This is a genomic window from Cellulomonas sp., from assembly GCF_036279715.1.
Taxonomy (GTDB): Bacteria; Actinomycetota; Actinomycetes; order Actinomycetales; family Cellulomonadaceae; genus Cellulomonas_A.
Genome location: NZ_DASUIR010000022.1, coordinates 1 through 3,104, shown reverse-complemented (window position 1 = coordinate 3,104; position 3,104 = coordinate 1). Strand labels below are relative to the sequence as shown.

General features: G+C 73.4%; 4 protein-coding genes. All 4 read left to right on the top strand.

Translation table 11 applies throughout. The features are described 5' to 3' along the window. Positions 1-322: LpqB family beta-propeller domain-containing protein (locus tag VFW79_RS01805; RefSeq protein ID WP_329675603.1), on the top strand; the 322-nt coding region annotated here is incomplete at its 5' end. 60 nt (positions 323-382) lie between these two features. Then, on the top strand, positions 383-1,189 hold the full coding sequence (locus VFW79_RS01800) for a ComF family protein (protein WP_329675602.1): 807 nt from the start codon (positions 383-385) through the stop codon (positions 1,187-1,189). Between the two features lie 171 nt (positions 1,190-1,360). Then, positions 1,361-2,008 (top strand): ribosome hibernation-promoting factor, HPF/YfiA family, encoded by a 648-nt coding sequence (gene hpf / locus VFW79_RS01795; protein ID WP_329675601.1) that lies wholly within the window; start codon positions 1,361-1,363, stop codon positions 2,006-2,008. Between the two features lie 126 nt (positions 2,009-2,134). Further along, positions 2,135-3,104: winged helix-turn-helix domain-containing protein (locus tag VFW79_RS01790; RefSeq protein WP_329675600.1), on the top strand; the 970-nt coding region annotated here is incomplete at its 3' end.

Here is a 3,104-nt window from a genome sequence, read left to right as displayed (position 1 = left end):
CAAGGATCGACCGCAACAGCTTGGTGACGCGCTCGGTGTCGGCGCCACGCTCGTCGATGCGACCCGGGTCGTCTGGGTGGACGACTCGACGCTGGGCGTCCTCGGCCGCTCGGGTGCGGCGACCGCCGCGGCCTACCACCTCGTGCCGCTGGCCGGTCAGACGCGGGCTCTGCCGACGCTCGACGACGCGGTGACGATCGCCGGCGGCAAGGGCGAGCGGGCCTTGTACGCGGCGACGTCGGACGGGCAGCTGTTCTGGCGGTCCGGTCAGAGCTGGGTCGTCGCTGCCACGGGCGCGCGCGACCCCTACCTGCCGGGCTGAGTCGACGCGAGCCTGTGGATGGCGCCCGCGCGTCGTCGCCGAGACCGACACGATGGTGGTGTGCTGACGGCAGCGACGCGGAGCGACGGACCGACGCCGCGGTTCCGGAGGGGGCTGCGCGGCCGTCTGGTCGACCTGGGCGGGCTCGTCCTGCCGGTGTCCTGCCCGGGGTGCGGTGCGTACGACGAGATCGTCTGCCCACAGTGCCTCGCCCTGCTCGACGGCCCTCCGTCGCGGTGCGAGGCTGCGGCCGGTCGGCTCGACCGGATGGACGGCCGCCCGCCGTTGCCGGTGTGGACGCTCGCCCCGTACACGGGACCGCTGCGCGAGCTCGTCGTGGCATGGAAGGACCGTGGGCGAGCGGACGTCGGCCGACGGTTCGAGGCAGCGCTCGACCGCGGCGTCCGCGACCTCGTGCCCGCCCTGCGGGCCGGGACGACGACCGAGGCACTGCTCGTCGTGCCCGCGCCGTCGTCGGCCGCCGCGCGTCGGCGCCGCGGGGACGACGTCGTCGGGCGCCTCGCGCGGGCGACGGCCCAGGCGTGCTCGACCGAAGGGTTGCCCGCGGTCGCCAGGCCGGTCCTCGTCCGCCGCGGCCCGGGACGCGACCAGGTCGGGCTCGGTGCACGCGCCCGCTCCCGCAACCTCGCGGGGCACGTCGTCGTGCGGCGCACCTCGGCGTCGTCGATCAGCGGACGCACGGTCCTCCTGCTCGACGACGTCCTGACGACCGGAGCCACGCTGGCAGCGTGCGAGCAGGCGCTCATGCGGGCCGGGGCGGTCGTGATCGCCGCCCTGACGATCGCCGCGACGCCTTCACCCGGTCGATCCGCGGGGCGAGTGGAAGTTGGCGCGGACCCGGTCTAGCGTGAGTCAACGAACCGACGGTATCGGGGAGCGACAGCTCGTGGACGGCACAGGTCCACGAAGCGGGCACCCGGTGCGGGAGGAGGTGGTGACGGTCGTTCGCCCCTCGGGGCGCCCCCAGCACGTCACCGGGCGGTAAGCAAATCTCGCCCTATCCTCCAGGAGGTTCACATGGAGATCGTGGTCACAGGCCGTCACACGGAGGTCCCGGAGAAGTTCCGGCTGCACGCCGTCGACAAGCTTGCCAAGCTCGATCTGCTCGCCCCCCAAGCTCAGCGCATCGACGTCGAGGTGACGCACGAGCGCAACCCCCGTCAGGCGGAGAGTGCGGAGCGCGTCGAGCTCACAGTTGTCGACAAGGGCCCCGTGATTCGCGCCGAAGCATGCGCGGACGACCGGTACGCGGCGCTCGACCTCGCCCTTGCGAAGCTCCAGGAACGACTGCGCCGGTCGCGCGACCGGCGCAAGGACCACCATGGCAACGCGACGGTCCCGCCCGTCGACGTCCGTCCCGCGCCCCCCGAGGACGAGGTGGTCGGCTTGCCGGCCCCGCACCTGCCGGGCGACGTCACGGAGACGACACTCGGTGACTCGCCGGTCGTGATCCGCGAGAAGGTGCACGCCGCCAAGCCGATGACGGTCGACGACGCGCTCTACGAGATGGAGCTCGTCGGGCACGACTTCTACCTGTTCATCGACATCGAGACCGCGCAGCCGTCCGTCGCCTACCGGCGCCGCGGCTGGAGCTACGGAGTGATCAAGCTCGACACGCCGGTCGCTCTGCCCGGCGGCCAGGACAGGTCGGTCGCCGCCCGCTGAGCCGCACGCCGCACGTCGCCGCCCGTCGACCACCCCGTCGGCGGGCGGCGACGCGTCGCCACGGCACCCCTCGCGCCGTGGGTCGGCGCGGTCCGGGGTGTCGGCGGTGCCGGGCAGGATGAGGGTGTGCTGCTCACGTCGTCGTCCCTGTCGCTCGCCCAGGCCCGCCGGATCGCCCTGCGCGCGCAGGGTCTCGACCGTCCGCGCGCCGGCAGGACCTCGCCGGCAACCATGCGCCAGTTCCAGCAGGTCGTCGACCGGGTCGGCCTGCTGCAGATCGACTCGGTCAACGTGCTTGCGCGGGCGCACCTCATGCCGGTCTACTCCCGGGTCGGCCCCTACGACACGGCCCTGCTCGACCGGGCCGCAGGGGACGCGCCCCGCCGGCTCGTGGAGACCTGGGCCCACGAGGCGTCGTACGTCCCGCCCGCGACGTTCCCGCTGCTCGACTGGCGTCGGCGCGACTACCTGTCGACCGCGTGGGGCATCATCCGGGACGTCCCGCTGCAGCACTCCGAGCTCGTCACAGAGATCCGCGCGCTCGTGGCGGCCCACGGCCCCATGACCGCGAGCCAGGTGCAGGTGTTCTCCGAGGCAGACCATCCGCGCAGCCGCACAGGGTGGGGCTGGAACTGGACGGCCGCCAAGCGCGTCCTGGAGTTCCTGTTCTTCACCGGCGAGGTCACCCCGGCACGACGCAACGCCTCGTTCGAGCGCTGCTACGACCTCACCGAGCGGGTCCTTCCCGCCGACGTGCTCGCACGGCCGGCGCCGAGCGACGCCGATGCCGTGCGTGGGCTCATCGAGATCTCCGCGCGCGCGCACGGGATCGGCTCGCTGCGCTGTCTCGCCGACTACTTCCGGATCTCCACGGCGCGCGCGACCCCGGCCGTCGCGGACCTCGTCGAGGCGGGCACCCTCGTCCCGGTCGTGGTCGAGGGCTGGAACCGCACGGCGTACCTGCACCGGGACGCCGCCCTGCCGCGCCGAGCGCAGGGTCGGGCGTTGCTCAGCCCCTTCGACCCGCTCGTGTTCGAACGGCGGCGGGTCGAGGAGCTGTTCGGGCTGCGCTACCGCATCGAGATCTACGTCCCAG

Bases quoted from the DNA above. Each gene is read 5' to 3' on its own strand.
- hpf (WP_329675601.1), top strand. From the start codon at position 1,361: ATGGAGATCGTGGTCACAGGCCGTCACACGGAGGTCCCGGAGAAGTTC.